Annotated in this window: 13 protein-coding genes and 1 other RNA gene; 10 read left to right on the forward strand and 4 right to left on the reverse strand. The window is 55.3% G+C overall.

Going from position 1 to position 14,386, the window contains the following annotated elements; genetic code table 11:
- The 4 genes from ACYVB2_RS04310 (at position 1) to ACYVB2_RS04325 (ending at position 1,668) form a co-directional block, all read left to right on the forward strand.
- Complete coding sequence (locus tag ACYVB2_RS04310; RefSeq protein WP_460535447.1) at positions 1-300, forward strand: hypothetical protein; 300 nt, start codon at positions 1-3, stop codon at positions 298-300.
- A gap of 65 nt (positions 301-365) precedes the next feature.
- Positions 366-653 (forward strand): hypothetical protein, encoded by a 288-nt coding sequence (locus ACYVB2_RS04315; protein WP_382431148.1) that lies wholly within the window; start codon positions 366-368, stop codon positions 651-653.
- On the forward strand, positions 650-1,204 hold the full coding sequence (locus tag ACYVB2_RS04320) for a lysozyme (protein WP_382431146.1): 555 nt from the start codon (positions 650-652) through the stop codon (positions 1,202-1,204). The genes ACYVB2_RS04315 and ACYVB2_RS04320 overlap by 4 nt, the downstream gene beginning before the upstream one ends.
- On the forward strand, positions 1,201-1,668 hold the full coding sequence (locus ACYVB2_RS04325) for a hypothetical protein (RefSeq protein ID WP_382431144.1): 468 nt from the start codon (positions 1,201-1,203) through the stop codon (positions 1,666-1,668). The genes ACYVB2_RS04320 and ACYVB2_RS04325 overlap by 4 nt, the downstream gene beginning before the upstream one ends.
- Positions 1,669-1,871: 203 nt before the next feature.
- On the opposite strand, the gene ssrA is transcribed toward ACYVB2_RS04325, so the two are convergent.
- From ssrA to ompA, 4 genes are all read right to left on the reverse strand, one after another.
- Positions 1,872-2,249: a transfer-messenger RNA gene (ssrA, locus tag ACYVB2_RS04330) on the reverse strand.
- Positions 2,250-2,260: 11 nt separating this feature from the next.
- Entirely contained in the window at positions 2,261-2,926 is a 666-nt protein-coding gene (locus ACYVB2_RS04335; RefSeq protein WP_382431260.1) for an HAD family hydrolase, read from the reverse strand.
- Between the two features lie 14 nt (positions 2,927-2,940).
- Positions 2,941-3,654 carry a bifunctional 2-polyprenyl-6-hydroxyphenol methylase/3-demethylubiquinol 3-O-methyltransferase UbiG gene (ubiG, locus tag ACYVB2_RS04340; RefSeq protein ID WP_460535452.1) on the reverse strand — a complete coding sequence of 238 codons (714 nt, stop codon included), beginning with the start codon at positions 3,652-3,654 and terminating at the stop codon, positions 2,941-2,943.
- Positions 3,655-3,745: 91 nt separating this feature from the next.
- A complete protein-coding gene (gene ompA, locus ACYVB2_RS04345; RefSeq protein ID WP_382431140.1) occupies positions 3,746-4,387 on the reverse strand; it encodes an outer membrane protein OmpA in 642 nt (213 codons plus the stop codon).
- Positions 4,388-4,611: 224 nt separating this feature from the next.
- Between ompA and gyrA the strand changes: the two genes are divergently transcribed.
- From gyrA to rpsA, 6 genes are all read left to right on the forward strand, one after another.
- Positions 4,612-7,260 (forward strand): DNA gyrase subunit A, encoded by a 2,649-nt coding sequence (gene gyrA / locus ACYVB2_RS04350; RefSeq protein ID WP_382431138.1) that lies wholly within the window; start codon positions 4,612-4,614, stop codon positions 7,258-7,260.
- A 38-nt stretch (positions 7,261-7,298) separates the two neighbouring features.
- Positions 7,299-8,411 (forward strand): 3-phosphoserine/phosphohydroxythreonine transaminase, encoded by a 1,113-nt coding sequence (serC, locus tag ACYVB2_RS04355; protein ID WP_382431136.1) that lies wholly within the window; start codon positions 7,299-7,301, stop codon positions 8,409-8,411.
- Complete coding sequence (gene pheA, locus ACYVB2_RS04360) at positions 8,408-9,523, forward strand: prephenate dehydratase (RefSeq protein WP_382431134.1); 1,116 nt, start codon at positions 8,408-8,410, stop codon at positions 9,521-9,523. The genes serC and pheA overlap by 4 nt, the downstream gene beginning before the upstream one ends.
- Positions 9,524-9,531: 8 nt before the next feature.
- Positions 9,532-10,413: a prephenate dehydrogenase gene (locus ACYVB2_RS04365; RefSeq protein ID WP_382431132.1), complete on the forward strand. Its 882-nt coding sequence runs from the start codon at positions 9,532-9,534 to the stop codon at positions 10,411-10,413.
- Positions 10,414-12,435: a bifunctional 3-phosphoshikimate 1-carboxyvinyltransferase/cytidylate kinase gene (locus ACYVB2_RS04370; protein WP_382431130.1), complete on the forward strand. Its 2,022-nt coding sequence runs from the start codon at positions 10,414-10,416 to the stop codon at positions 12,433-12,435. It begins immediately after the preceding gene.
- A gap of 180 nt (positions 12,436-12,615) precedes the next feature.
- Positions 12,616-14,301: a 30S ribosomal protein S1 gene (gene rpsA, locus ACYVB2_RS04375; protein WP_382431128.1), complete on the forward strand. Its 1,686-nt coding sequence runs from the start codon at positions 12,616-12,618 to the stop codon at positions 14,299-14,301.
- The last annotated feature ends 85 nt before the right edge of the window (positions 14,302-14,386 follow it).

The raw sequence follows: 14,386 nt of genomic DNA on the forward strand, positions 1-14,386 counted from the left end.
TTGGCCGGGGGCGTCAAGACCCGGCTGATTCTGCTGGCCTTGATCCCATTGTTTTTGGCCGCTGATGTCCTCTGGTGGGCGCGCTACCTGTGGTCGGTGGTGTTTTCAACGTACAGGGCATGGAAGCTGGCCATATCCAAAGACCAGAACGCGAACACCGCCTTCAACGGCAGCGAAGACGAAACGGTCAGCAGCCGCGCCGCACGGGCACGCGATCAGGGATCGCGCTGGGGCTGCATCTTGTGCCGCCTACTGGATGCCATCGACCCCGACCACTGCAACAAATCCAAGGGGACATAGATGCCCCAGACCACTCCCCCACCACCCGGCCTCGCCGGGTTTTTTTATGCCTGAGAGGAGGCAATATGCAAGACGATTTCGGTAACCAACTGCCCGCGAGTGCGGTATTCCAGCGTTTAGTCGAGGGCGACAAGCGAATGGGCAATATCGAATCTGATGTCGCAGCGACCCGGAAAGATCAACATGAGCTGCGGATGCAGATCACCGATCTGCTGGAGTTTTTTGAAGCGATGCAAGGGGCCTTCAAAGTTCTGAACTGGGTTGGGACATTGGCACGGCCTGTGGCAGCCATCATTGCGCTGTGCGTGACACTGGCTGGGGCATGGAGTGCCATGCGTGGGGTGAAAGGATGAACGAGCTGCTGAAAAAACGCCTGTTGGCCGTTAGCACCAGTGGTGCGATTGCAGTAGCAGCAGCACTAGGGGCGTGGTATGAAGGTGATGGCCCAACAGTTACCCAACCCGATGGCACGGTGCTGTATCGTGTCTATTTAGACCCCGTAGGCATCCCGACGGTGTGCCGGGGGGTAACGGGGTCTGATGTAGTGCGTGGCAGGCTCTACACAGCAACAGAGTGCCGGGTGCTGGAGCAAAAGCATCTGGCACGCGCCGAAGCTAGCGCCCGGCGTTTGATTGCTGGGTACGACCAACTCAACCAGTGGCAAAAAGGTGCACTGATTGACTGGCTCTACAACGTGGGCGAGACCAAAGCCCGCGAATCGACGTTGCGGCGCAAATTTGCAGTGGGTGATCTGGATGGGGGCTGTAACGAGCTGGTCAAATGGGTCAAAGGCCGCGTCAAGGGTGAGCTGGTGACCCTGCCAGGCCTAGTTGATCGCCGTGGCGCTACGCAGGAGCTATGCCTGCACTGGGGCCACCCCGGCTATCCCAGAGACCCAGCATGAGTCTATTCACCCACTTGATTATGGCCAGCGTGGCTGCTGCCGCCGTTTGGACGTTTCAAGACGCCCGGATGGATGCCACCGTGGCTGATGCCCGGCTGGCTGGTATGGAAGAAAAGCTACAAGCCCAGACTCAGGGCCGTGCTAATGAACGCGCAATCAGCAAAACTTACATAGAGGCTCTCAATGTCGCACGCACCCGTGAAGCTGCACTTCATACGGATCTTCGCCACCTGCACGCTGTTTCTGACAGCCTGCGCGAACAAAACGCCAACACAGCCCGCCAACTTGCCGCAGCTCCCCCCGCCGCCGTCCTTGAGTACGCCGCTGCCCTCGGCACCGTATTCGACGACTGCCGTGCAGCGTATGCAGGCATGGTCGAAAAAGCTGATGGGCACGCAAGTGATGTCAGAACCATCACCCAAGCTTGGCCTGTGATTACCGCAGCCCCAACGAGGCTACCTTGAGCCTCAATCTGCGGCGAACCTGTTTCAATTTCTCACAAAAAATCACTAGCTAGATGCCCACATGATGCAGTAGCGACAGTCAAACATGGGGATCGGTGTGAAGTGGGTGTGATTTCGGTGTGAATTTCAGGACAACTCAAGGCAATCTATGGGCAAAAAAACGCCAGACTAGAGGGACACTCATTGTCTGGCGTTGTCTTGTGTGGTGGAGCTGGGGGGAATTGAACCCCCGTCCGCAAGCCTTCTTTGGGCAGATCTACATGTTTAGCGGTCTGTTTTGGATCTTACATTCGGTGCCGCGCAGTCGCACGCTACACCAAATGCCAGTACCCTTAAATCTTGTTTTGCACCAAGGTACCCGATGCAAAACCAGCTAATGTAAATTACCTTGCAGCCTGGAGATCTTACGACCCCCTTGCCCAGCCCACTAGCGTGCTGTTGCAAGGCTCACCGGATTTAAGCGGCGAGTGCGAAACGTTCGTCGTTTGCAGTTAGTTTGTTGAATGCAGATTTACGAGCGCCAATCAAGCTCGACATGCACCACACCAATTCCGAACCCACGTCGAAACCAGGGCAGCCCCTATCCCTCATTCTAGGCCAGATTCAAATATTGCAACAGTCCCTGTGGAGAATTAACCACGGCATGAGCCCCCCATTGTTGGGCATCAGCTTGGTTGCTCAAATAACCATAGGTGGCCGCCACTGTGCCCATACCAGCAGCCAGTCCTGCCACAATGTCGCGTGCATCGTCACCCACGTAAATACAATCACAAGCTTGTACCCCGAGCTGTTGTGCGGCATAGAGTAGAGGGGCTGGATGGGGTTTTGCATGGGCTGTGGTGTCACCACTGACCACTGTTGCCGCTGTTTGAAATAGAGGCAGGGACTGCACTAAAGGGGTGGTAAAGCGGGCTATCTTGTTTGTCACTACACCCCAAGGCAGCTGGTGCGTTTGTAAGCGGGCTATCAACTCGGGAACGCCTGTGAAAACGGTTGTGTTTTGGGTGAGGCGTGCTGCGTAGTTTTGGAAAAATTCCTCACGCATTTGCACAAAGTCGGCATCGTCTGGTGTGATGCCAAAGGCTTCGGCTAGCAGGCCGCGTGCCCCAGCACCTGCCATCGGTCGATAACGTTGTGCTGGTAATGAAGGCAAACCCCGGTCAGTGCGCATTTTGTCAGCAGCAGCCCCTAAGTCTGGGGCACTGTCGATCAGAGTACCATCCAAATCGAACAAGACGGCTTTTACGTTCTTGAACATAGTGATCGATGGCATCAGCTTATCCGACGGGTAGCAATAAGATAATTGACGCTAGTGTCGTTGCTGAGCCAGTAACGTTGAGTCAAGGGGTTGTATTGCAGACCACGGGTGTGCAGTACGTCTAGCTGAGCAGCACGGCAGTGGGCTGCTAGCTCACTGGGACGAATAAATTTGGCGTATTCGTGAGTGCCTTTGGGTAGCATGTTCAGTATGTATTCTGCCCCCACAATTGCCAATAAAAACGCTTTGGTATTGCGGTTGATGGTAGAAAAAAATACCCAGCCCCCTGGTTTCACCAGCTGCGCACAAGCATGCCCAATGGATTGGGGATCGGGCACATGTTCCATCATTTCCATACAGGTAACGACATCGAAAGTGCTGGGTGCTTCTTCTGCCAAGGCTTCAGCACTGATTTCGCGGTAGTTGACATTTGGGGTTTGTGCTTCTAACGCATGCAATTGCGCTACCCGTAGGGATTTGGTTGCCAAATCAATGCCTACTACCTCTGCCCCTTTGCGGGCCATCGCATCAGCCAAAATGCCACCGCCACAACCCACATCTAGCACACGTTGGCCGTGCAGAGGAGTCAAACTATTGATCCAATCTAAGCGCAATGGATTGATTTGGTGTAGTGGGCGAAACTCGCTCTCTGTATCCCACCAGCGGTGGGCCAGGTCAGAAAACTTGGCCAATTCAGCCAGATCAACGTTCTCGGTGTGGTGGTTCATGGAGTGATTCTCTAGCAAAGCAGGGCAGGAGTATGCTGCCGACCATAAAAAAAGCCCCGCGTGCGGGGCTTTTTTACAGCAATCGGTAGGATTACTGAGCGGGACGGGTACCGACCACTTCGATTTCCACGCGGCGGTTCTTGGCGCGGCCATCTTTGGTCTTGTTGTCAGCGACGGGTTGCTTTTCGCCCTTGCCTTCAGTGTAAACGCGGTTCTTCTCGATGCCCTTAGACACCAGATATGCCTTCACGGCTTCAGAGCGGCGGATAGACAGCTTTTGGTTATAGGCATCCGAACCCACGGAGTCTGTGTGACCCACAGCGATGATGACTTCCAGGTTGACGCTCTTGACCTTGGCAATCAGTTCATCCAGCTTGGCCTTACCAGCGGGCTTGAGCACAGCCTTGTCAAAGTCGAAGAAGGCGTCGGCAGCATAAGTGACTTTGCTGGCTACGGCAGGAGCAGTGGTTGCGGCAGCGGGTGCTGCAGGTGCGGCGGGAGCCGCAGCAGGTGCGGGAGCAGGTGCGGGAGCAGGTGCAGCCAAAGCACCATCGCAACCTGGAGCAGCTGTAGCGGGTGTCCAGTTGGCATCGCGCCAGCACAGTTCATTGCTGCCGTTTTTCCAAACCAGATCACCAGAGCCGTTTTTCCAGTTGTCTACAGTTTGTGCGCCAGCGGCGGTTGCAAGCGCTGCAGAGGCAAACAACATCGCCACTTTGTTCAGTTTTTTCATGGGTTCTCCTCTTGGGGAAAAAGCCGCAGCCGCGCTGCGTATCAATGACGTCGTCGGTGACCACCACCAAAAACGTTATTTTGATTGTGCCATACGCAACACGGCACAAACGTCCCGGTAGCCTAGTGACCGCAGTACGGGCCTGCATTTGAATGCATGTGTTGCGCAGTTGCTACAACGGCTTGGCCCTAAAATGGGTGTCCATTGCTGTCCTTGCTCTTGTCATGACCCAGTTTGCCAAAGAAACCCTGCCCATCAGCCTAGAAGAAGAAATGCGGCGCAGTTATCTCGATTACGCCATGAGCGTGATTGTGGGGCGGGCCTTGCCAGATGCGCGAGATGGCCTGAAGCCGGTGCATCGCCGGGTGCTGTTTGCCATGCATGAGTTGAACAACGACTGGAATCGGCCCTACAAAAAGTCGGCGCGTATTGTCGGGGATGTGATTGGTAAATACCATCCCCACGGCGACAGTGCTGTTTACGACACGATTGTGCGGATGGCGCAGGATTTTTCTTTGCGCCACATGTTGGTGGATGGACAAGGGAACTTTGGTTCCGTCGATGGTGATAGCGCAGCGGCTATGCGTTACACCGAAATCCGCCTGTCCAAGATCGCCCATGAAATGTTGGGCGATATCGACCGGGAAACGGTGGACTTCGGCCCCAACTACGATGGCAGCGAACAAGAGCCTTTGGTGCTGCCCAGTAAGTTGCCTAACTTGCTGGTCAATGGCTCCTCGGGTATTGCTGTGGGCATGGCTACCAACATTCCACCACACAACCTCAATGAGGTGGTGGATGCTTGCTTGCACCTACTGGCCCATCCAGACGCCTCGATTGATGAGTTGATGGAAATCATTCCGGCTCCCGACTTTCCGACGGCAGGCATCATTTACGGTATCAATGGCGTCAAAGACGGCTATCGCACTGGGCGGGGTCGTATTGTGATGCGGGCCAAGTGCCATTTTGAAGATATTGATCGGGGCCAGCGTCAGGCCATCATTGTGGATGAGCTGCCTTACCAGGTGAACAAAAAGACGCTGCAAGAGCGTATGGCCGAACTGGTTCACGAAAAGAAAATCGAAGGCATCAGCCACATTCAGGATGAGTCTGACAAGTCTGGTATGCGCTTGGTCATTGAACTCAAGCGTGGTGAAGTGCCCGAGGTGGTGCTCAATAATCTGTACAAACAAACACAGTTGCAAGACACCTTTGGTATGAACATGGTGGCGCTGATCGATGGTCAGCCGCGCCTGTGCAACCTCAAGGATTTGATCCGTGTCTTTTTGCAGCACCGCCGCGAAGTGGTTACGCGCCGCACAGTGTTTGAACTGCGCAAAGCGCGTGAGCGCGGCCACGTATTAGAAGGCCTGGCCGTTGCTTTGGCCAATGTGGACGAATTTATCGCCATCATCCGCAATGCCCCTACGCCTCCGGTGGCCAAGGCGGCCTTGATGGCCCGTACTTGGGACAGCGCCCTAGTGCGCGGCATGTTGACGTGCACGCGTACTGATGGTGCTGTGGTCAATGCCGAAGATTACCGCCCTGATGCGTTGGACGCCGAGTTTGGCATGCAGTCTGATGCAATGTATCGCTTGTCCGAAACGCAAACCCAAGAAATTTTGCAGATGCGTCTGCAACGTCTGACGGGATTGGAGCAGGACAAGATTGTGGCCGAGTACAAAGAGGTGATGGCACACATTGATGATCTGTTGCACATCTTGGCTACTCCAGCCCGTGTCTCTACCATTATTGGCGATGAACTCAACAGTATCAGGGCTGAGTTTGGTCAGAGCAAACTGGGTGCGCGTCGCAGCCAAGTCGAATACAGTGCCCAAGACCTCTCGACTGAAGATCTGATTACCCCTACCGACATGGTGGTCACGCTCAGCCATTCGGGCTATATCAAGAGCCAGCCCTTGTCCGAATACCGTGCCCAGAAGCGAGGTGGGCGTGGTAAACAGGCCACTGCGACCAAAGAAGACGACTGGATTGACCAGCTGTTTATTGCCAATACGCACGATTACATTCTGTGCTTCTCTAACCGGGGCCGCCTGTACTGGCTCAAGGTCTGGGAAGTGCCCGCTGGCTCTCGCGGTTCTCGTGGTCGCCCCATCGTCAATATGTTCCCGCTGCAAGAGGGTGAGAAGATCAATGTCGTTTTGGCTTTGACGGGGGAGATGCGCAGCTTCCCTGCAGACCACTATGTCTTTATGGCTACGGCGGCTGGTACGGTGAAGAAAACGGCGCTGCAAGAATTTAGCAACCCACGCAAAATTGGCATCATTGCGATCAAGCTTGATGAGGGTGATCAGCTGATTGGTGCCGCCGTGACCGATGGCAAACATGATGTGATGCTGTTCTCTGATGGTGGCAAAGCTGTGCGCTTTGATGAGGATGATGTGCGCGCTTTGGGCCGTGATACCCGTGGTGTACGTGGCATGAACCTCGAAGAAGGACAGAGCGTGATTGCCATGTTGGTGGCCGAAGATGAAACCCAGTCGGTGCTCACAGCCACCGAAAATGGTTACGGTAAGCGCACCAGCATTGCTGAGCACACCCGCCACGGGCGGGGAACCAAGGGCATGATTGCCATTCAGCAATCCGAACGCAATGGCAAGGTGGTCGCCGCTACCTTGGTGCGCCCAGATGATGAAATCATGCTCATCACTGACAAGGGGGTGCTGGTGCGTACCCGTGTCAGTGAGATTCGTGAGTTGGGCCGTGCTACCCAAGGCGTCACCTTGATCGCTTTGGATGAAGGCTCCAAGCTCAGCGGTTTGCAGCGCATTGTCGAAAACGATGCCAACCCTGGTGATATGGCTGAAACTGATGGGGATACTGACACTTCGTCTGTATCGGTGCAGGCTTGATGGGCTATCGCCATAGCCTTATTTTGGGATATTGATATATGAAGCAACGCCCTTACAACTTCTCTGCTGGCCCAGCCACCATCCCGGTTGAAGTGCTGGAACAGGCCGCCGCCGACATGCTGGACTGGCAAGGCAGTGGCATGGGAGTGATGGAAATGAGCCACCGCGGCAAGGAGTTCATTTCTATCTACGAGCAAGCCGAAGCCGACTTGCGTGAGTTGCTGGCCATCCCGATGGAGTTTGAAATTCTATTCATGCAAGGAGGGGGGTTGGCACAGAATGCCATCGTGCCATTGAACCTCTCGCATGGTGGAACCGTGGATTTTGTGGTGACTGGCAGCTGGAGCCAAAAATCGTACAAAGAAGCGGGTAAATATGCCGCCGAAGTGAACTTGGTGGCTTCTGGCGAAGACAGTGGCTTCACTATGGCCCCCGACCCAGCACAGTGGCAACTGAGCCAAGGGGCCAGTTACTTGCATTTGTGCAGCAATGAAACCATTCATGGAGTGGAGTTTCATGAGTTGCCTGATTTGCGGGCGCTTGGGAGCGATACACCACTGGTGATCGACTTCTCTTCGCACGTGGCTTCACGATCTGTAGATTGGTCTCGTGTTGGGCTGGCTTTTGCAGGCGCACAGAAGAACTTGGGGCCAGCGGGCTTGACTTTGGTGGTAGCACGAGAAGATTTACTGGGACAGGCATTGCCTGCCTGCCCCAGTGCTTTCAATTATCAGATCGTGGCCGATCATCAGTCCATGTACAACACGCCCCCCACTTGGGGGATTTATATGGCAGGCCTGACCTTCCAGTGGCTCAAGCGTCAACGCGAAGGTGATTTGACGGGCATTGCTGCGATTGAGCAGCGCAACATCACTAAAGCCCAGTTGCTGTACGACACGATTGACCAATCGCCGTTCTATGTGAATAAGGTGGCTCCCGATTGCCGCTCACGTATGAACATTCCGTTTTTTCTGCGTGATGAATCCCTCAATGATGCTTTCTTGGCTGGGGCCAAAGAGCGTGGCTTGTTGCAACTCAAAGGCCACAAGTCTGTGGGAGGTATGCGCGCCAGCCTGTACAACGCCATGCCCCTCGAAGGGGTACAAGCATTGGTGGCTTATCTGCAAGAATTCGAACGCCAATACGCATGACATCCGCTTCCACTCCTCCTATCCCTCAGGCATCACCCGATTTGGCTGGTCTGCGTGTCCAAATTGACAGTATCGATCAACAATTGCTGACCTTGCTCAACCAGCGTGCGCTGGTGGCTGAGCAGGTGGGCGAAGTGAAAAAGCGTGAGGGCACGCCGTTCTTCCGGCCTGATCGCGTGGCCCAAGTGATTGACAAGATCCAGACAGCCAACCCAGGCCCACTCAAAAATGCCCATGTGGCCGCCATTTGGCGCGAGATCATGTCGGCTTGTCTGGCACTAGAGTCGCCCCAGCGGGTGGCGGTGTTGGGGCCAGAAGGTACTTTCTGTGAACAAGCCGCTATCGAATATTTTGGCGGGGCTGCCGATTTGATGTACTGCGCCAATTTTGACGAAGTATTTCATGCCACGGCAGCAGGTAGCGCCCAATATGGCGTGGTGGGCGTAGAAAACTCCACTGAAGGGGTCGTGACACGTTCTTTGGACATGTTTCTCCACACGCCTTGCCATGTGGTCGGGGAAGTCAGCCTATTGATTCGGCACAATCTGCTACGCCAAACCAACAATTTGGAGGGCATTGAGGTCGTGCTGGCTCATCCGCAAGCACTGGCCCAATGCCAAGCTTGGTTATCTAAGCATTTGCCCCATGCTGAACGGCGTCCGGTCTCAAGTAACGCGGAGGGCGCTCGTCTGGCTGCAACCAATCCGGCTTGGGCCGCACTTTCCAGTGAGCGTGCGGCCCAACAGTTTGGTCTGCACATTGTGGCCCATGCCATCCAAGATGATGCCTACAACCGCACCCGATTTGCCATCATTTGCCTACCACATACACTGCAAACGCCTCCCCCCTCAGGCCAAGATTGCACTAGCCTGATTGTGTCGGTGCCCAACCAACCGGGGGCAGTGCATGATTTGTTGGTGCCACTCAAGCAGCACGGTGTATCGATGACGCGTTTTGAATCCCGTCCGGCCCGTACGGGTCAGTGGGAATATTATTTTTACATCGATATTGATGGTCATCCAAGCCAGCCGCATGTGGCTGCAGCATTGGCTGCGTTGCGCGGTTTGTGTGCTTTTTACAAGGTGCTGGGCACCTACCCGGTAGCTTCCTGAGGAAACGTATGTTTGAACAACTGGGCCTCATTGGCTGTGGCCTGATGGGCGGGTCGTTTGCGTTGGCACTCAAACGTGCGGGGCTGGTCAAACGGGTGGTCGGTTACAGCAAGTCGCCATCGACCACCGACCGTGCTCGCCAGATGGGTGTGATTGACGTGGAGGCTCCATCGGCTTTGCTGGCCGTGGCGGGTGCTGATATTGTGCTGCTTGCCGTGCCAGTTTCAGCGACCGAGGCATCGCTCAAAGCCATTAGGCATCTGGTGGCACCCAACATGCTGATCATGGATGTGGGCTCTACCAAGGCTGATGTAGTGCAGGCTGCTCGCAGTGCATTGGGCGAGAAGGCTGGTTCGTTTGTGCCAGCCCACCCTATCACAGGGCGTGAAGTGGCAGGGGTAGAACACGCTGACGCGGATTTGTATGCAGGCCGTCAAGTCATCCTGACGCCGATTGAGCGGACCCTGACCATACAACTCAAAAAAGCCGAAGAGGTCTGGAAGGCTTTGGGCTGCCGTGTCACCAGCATGTCCCCAGAGTCGCATGATGAGGCGTTTGCGGCAGTCAGCCATTTGCCACATCTGTTGGCCTTTGCCTTCATTAATGGGTTGGCCGGTCAGACCCAATCCGACAACTTCTTTTCTCTGGCTGGGCCGGGGTTTCGTGACTTCACCCGCATTGCCGGGGGGGAGCCCAAGATCTGGCGTGATATTTTTCTGGCCAATCGCCAAGAAGTGCTGGCACAGTCGGAGTTGTTTCGTCAGTCATTGACGCAGCTCGAGCAGTTGGTGCGCAGCGGCAACGCGCAAGGCCTTGAAGACTTGATCACACTGGCCAGTGAAACCCGTACCCATTGGCGTATGGGTGCGCAACGAGGCAAAGGCCACTGAATGTTTGCTATTCCATTTCTTGATCTTCCTTCCTTGGGCAGCGCCGTTGGTAGCGTGCGACTGCCTGGTTCCAAAAGTATTTCTAACCGTGTCCTGTTGCTGGCCGCATTGAGCCAAGGAACGACTCTGGTACAAGACCTATTGGCCTCTGACGATACCCGTGTCATGTTGGATGCTTTGCGCCAATTGGGTTGTGGTGTCGAAGAGGATGGAACTCAAGCCCGCATTGTGGGGTTGGGGGGGTGTTTGCCGCAGTCACCGGCCCGACTCTTTTTGGGCAATGCAGGCACGGCCATGCGACCGCTTACGGCGGCGCTGGCCTTGCTGGGTGGCGAGTATGAATTAGGTGGCATTGCCCGTATGCACGAGCGCCCGATTGGCGACCTTGTCGATGCACTGCGTCAACTCGGTTGCCATATCGATTACTTGGGCCAAGACGGTTATCCACCATTGCGCATTGCCCAAGCCGATGGAGTCCCCGCTTTGTCGTTGGCCGGGCCTATCCGTGTACGCGGCGATGTTTCGAGCCAGTTTCTTACGGCCTTGCTCATGGCATTGCCCTTAGTGGCGACAGCACAAGAGGTGGTGATTGAAGTGGTGGGGGAGTTGATCTCCAAGCCTTATATTCACATCACGTTAGAGTTGTTGGCTCGTTTTGGTATTGCCGTGCGTCACGAGCACTGGCAGCGATTCATCATTCCCGCGGGCAGTCGTTACCAATCGCCCGGCACGATCCACGTAGAGGCCGATGCCTCGTCAGCTAGCTACTTCATTGCGGCAGGTGCCATTGCCGGGGTTGCACCAGGTGTTAAGGTGCTGGGCGTGGGGTTGGACTCCATCCAGGGTGATATTCGTTTTGTCGAGGCTGCACGGCTGATGGGGGCACAGATCAGCGGTGGCCCCAATTGGTTGCAGATCGAGCGTGGGAGTTGGCCTCTGAAGGCCATTGATCTGGATTGCAATCACATTCCTGATGCAGCCATGACATTGGCCGTGATGGCGCTGTATGCTGATGGCACCACCACACTGCGTAATATTGCCAGTTGGCGTGTCAAAGAGACTGACCGGATTGCTGCGATGGCAACCGAATTGCGCAAATTGGGGGCCACAGTAGAAGAGGGGATGGATTTTATCCGTGTCACTCCACCGTCAGCCCCCGCTGATTGGCGTGCGGCCACCATCCATACCTATGATGACCATCGGGTGGCAATGTGCTTTTCGTTGGCAGCCTTCAATCCGGCTGGGTTGCCTGTGCGCATTGAAGACCCCAAATGCGTTGCCAAAACTTTTCCGGACTATTTTGAGGCCTTGTTCTCGGTGGTGCAAACCGCCCCCCATACTATCCCTGTGATTTGTTTGGATGGCCCTACTGCCTCAGGTAAGGGCACGGTGGCGGCCGCATTGGCACAAACGTTGGGTTACGCCTTTCTTGACTCGGGTGCGCTCTACCGGATTACGGCATTGGCAGCCATCCGTGCCGGTTTGGCACTAGAGGCCAGTGCAGAGGCTGAGATAGCAGCGTTGGTGCGGCACTTGGATATTCGTTTCGAGGCGGAGCAGGTATGGCTCAACGGAGAAAACATCACCACAGCCATCCGCACTGAAGAAGCTGGAATGAATGCCTCACGTGTTTCTGGTCTGCCAGCAGTGCGCACGGCATTGGTGGCGTTGCAACACAGTTTTCGTTGCTTGCCTGGTTTGGTGGCCGATGGTCGGGATATGGGCACGATCATTTTTCCTCAGGCACCCCTGAAGATTTTTCTCACGGCCAGTGCTGAGGCACGCGCCCAAAGGCGTTATCAGCAGTTGATTGCCAAAGGGGATTCGGCTAATATGTCTGCTCTCTTGGCCGACTTGCAGGAGCGTGATGCGCGGGATATGTCCCGCAGTGTGGCGCCTCTGCGGCCCGCACAGGATGCGCTGTTGCTGGACAGCACCCACTGCACGGCCCATGAAGCTGTGCAACAGGTGTTGGCTTGGTGGCAGCAACGTCAGCCTTTTGTGCCTAGTACACAAGGCTGAGAAAGGGTTGTTATCAACCAACTCTGGCCCACACCAACTTCTGTTGTGCAGTAGCACACGGGTGGTGTGGTTCTTTGTCAATTTAACCTGTGGTCTGTGACCACATAGCAAACCACCACTGGCAGCCTTTGAAACTACGGTAATCGGGCTGTGGTCAACCTGTTAGTGGTAAGGAAATACATGTCTGAATCTTTTGCCGCCCTTTTTGAAGAATCCCTGCAGCGTACTGAAATGCGTCCGGGCGAAGTGATCACCGCCGAAGTCGTGCGCGTGGAGCACAACTTTGTCGTCGTGAACGCTGGCCTCAAGTCCGAGTCCTACGTACCGCTGGAAGAGTTCAAAAACGATCAGGGCGAAGTCGAAGTCCAAGTGGGCGATTTTGTCTCCGTGGCTATCGGCTCGATTGAAAACGGTTATGGCGACACCATCCTGTCGCGTGACACCGCCAAGCGTCTGGCCTCGTGGCTGGCTCTGGAAAAGGCGCTGGAGTCTGGCGAATTTGTCACCGGTACCACTAGCGGCAAGGTCAAGGGCGGCCTGACCGTGCTGGTCAATGGCATCCGTGCCTTCTTGCCTGGTTCCTTGATTGACACTCGTCCGATCAAAGACCTGACTCCCTACGAAAACAAGACGATGGAGTTCAAGGTCATCAAGCTCGACCGCAAGCGCAACAACGTGGTGTTGAGCCGCCGTGCCGTGGTCGAGGCCTCGATGGGCGAAGAGCGCGCCAAGCTGATGGAAACCCTGAAAGAAGGCTCCATCGTTCAGGGCGTGGTCAAGAACATCACTGAATACGGTGCGTTTGTGGACTTGGGCGGTATCGACGGCCTGCTGCACATCACCGATATGGCATGGCGCCGTGTCCGTCACCCCTCCGAAGTGGTGACTGCTGGTCAAGAAATCACTGCCAAGATCCTCAAGTTCGACACCGAGAAAAACCGCGTGTCTCTGGGTCTCAAGCAAATGGGCGACGATCCTTGGATGGGCGTGTCGCGCCGTTACCCCCAAGGCACCCGCTTGTTCGGCAAGATCACCAACATCGCCGATTACGGCGCGTTTGTGGAACTCGAACCTGGCATCGAAGGTCTGGTACACGTCTCCGAAATGGACTGGACCAACAAGAACATCGCTCCTTCCAAGTTGGTCACGCTGGGCGATGAAGTCGAAGTCATGGTCCTGGAGATTGACGAAGACAAGCGTCGTATCAGCTTGGGCATGAAGCAATGCAAGGCCAATCCTTGGCAAGAATTTGCACAAAACACTAAGCGTGGCGACCGCGTCAAGGGCCCGATCAAGTCCATCACCGACTTTGGCGTGTTCGTGGGCTTGGCTGCTGGTATCGACGGCTTGGTGCACCTGTCTGATCTGTCTTGGAACGAAGCTGGCGAAGCCGCTGTGCGCAACTACAAGAAGGGTCAAGAAGTTGACGCCATCGTGTTGGCCGTGGACGTCGATCGCGAACGCATCTCCTTGGGCATCAAGCAGCTCGATGGTGATCCGTTCACCACTTTTGTCACCGTGAATGACAAGGGCCAAACCGTCACTGGTAAGGTCAAGACCGTTGATGCCCGTGGCGCTGAAATCGATCTGGGTGAAGACATCATCGGCTATCTGCGTGCCTCCGAAATCTCGCGTGACCGCGTGGAAGATGCCCGGAATGTGCTGAAGGAAGGTGATGAAGTCACCGCCGTGGTGGTCAATGTGGATCGTAAGACACGCAACATTCAGTTGTCCATCAAGGCCAAGGATGTGGCTGACCAACAAGAAGCCATGCAATCTTTGAGCCAGCAATCGGCCCGTGAAAGTGCTGGTACCACCAGCCTGGGTGCCTTGCTGCGTGCCAAGTTGGACAATTCCGACAAGTAAAATCTTGTTGGCCTGAAGGCTGACCAGAGGCCGGGTTTGTGTGTAAGCACATGCCCGGCCCTTTTTTCATGAGCATTGGTGATGA

The sequence above is a fragment of the Giesbergeria giesbergeri genome, from assembly GCF_054779375.1.

Excerpts from the sequence above, each read along its gene's own strand:
- ACYVB2_RS04365 (WP_382431132.1), top strand. The coding sequence starts at position 9,532 with ATGTTTGAACAACTGGGCCTCATTGGCTGTGGCCTGATGGGCGGGTCG.
- ACYVB2_RS04315 (WP_382431148.1), top strand. The coding sequence starts at position 366 with ATGCAAGACGATTTCGGTAACCAACTGCCCGCGAGTGCGGTATTCCAG.
- ACYVB2_RS04335 (WP_382431260.1), bottom strand. The coding sequence starts at position 2,926 with ATGTTCAAGAACGTAAAAGCCGTCTTGTTCGATTTGGATGGTACTCTG.
- pheA (WP_382431134.1), top strand. The coding sequence starts at position 8,408 with ATGACATCCGCTTCCACTCCTCCTATCCCTCAGGCATCACCCGATTTG.
- ubiG (WP_460535452.1), bottom strand. The coding sequence starts at position 3,654 with ATGAACCACCACACCGAGAACGTTGATCTGGCTGAATTGGCCAAGTTT.
- ACYVB2_RS04320 (WP_382431146.1), top strand. The coding sequence starts at position 650 with ATGAACGAGCTGCTGAAAAAACGCCTGTTGGCCGTTAGCACCAGTGGT.
- ACYVB2_RS04370 (WP_382431130.1), top strand. The coding sequence starts at position 10,414 with ATGTTTGCTATTCCATTTCTTGATCTTCCTTCCTTGGGCAGCGCCGTT.
- ACYVB2_RS04325 (WP_382431144.1), top strand. The coding sequence starts at position 1,201 with ATGAGTCTATTCACCCACTTGATTATGGCCAGCGTGGCTGCTGCCGCC.
- rpsA (WP_382431128.1), top strand. The coding sequence starts at position 12,616 with ATGTCTGAATCTTTTGCCGCCCTTTTTGAAGAATCCCTGCAGCGTACT.
- gyrA (WP_382431138.1), top strand. The coding sequence starts at position 4,612 with ATGACCCAGTTTGCCAAAGAAACCCTGCCCATCAGCCTAGAAGAAGAA.
- ompA (WP_382431140.1), bottom strand. The coding sequence starts at position 4,387 with ATGAAAAAACTGAACAAAGTGGCGATGTTGTTTGCCTCTGCAGCGCTT.
- serC (WP_382431136.1), top strand. The coding sequence starts at position 7,299 with ATGAAGCAACGCCCTTACAACTTCTCTGCTGGCCCAGCCACCATCCCG.